This window comes from Vibrio sp. OPT46 (genome assembly GCF_015163535.1).
GTDB classification, from domain to species: Bacteria; Pseudomonadota; Gammaproteobacteria; order Enterobacterales; family Vibrionaceae; genus Vibrio; species Vibrio alginolyticus.
Map to the genome: position 1 here is coordinate 1 of NZ_JADDYG010000782.1, position 291 is coordinate 291.

1 pseudogene is annotated in these 291 nt (G+C 35.1%); it reads left to right on the plus strand.

The annotated features are described in order from the left end of the window. Positions 1-220 precede the first annotated feature (220 nt). Positions 221-291: pseudogene (locus IQR33_RS27715) on the plus strand (N-acetyltransferase); the annotation flags it as partial.

A 291-nucleotide genomic window follows, 5' to 3' on the forward strand; every position in this document is an offset into this window, starting at 1 on the left:
CACATGTAAGTCAAATTAAAGTTAGACAAATGTGACTATTCCTTTGGGTGTAGATTAAGGAACTTGATGGGATATTTTGCTTTTAATTGAATAATGAGTAGTATTAAAAAATGAGCTCTGGCTTAAGGTGTATAAAATCTGCCAAGAAACAAGTGTTATAAAGGTGGAATATACCGAGACTCTATAAAGAAGCAAAAATGTAAGAAAATAGGAATACGTAATGGATTTACGATTAGCGGAATATAAGGACTACGAGCGCATTGCGCATCTTCATGCGGATAGCTGGAAGCG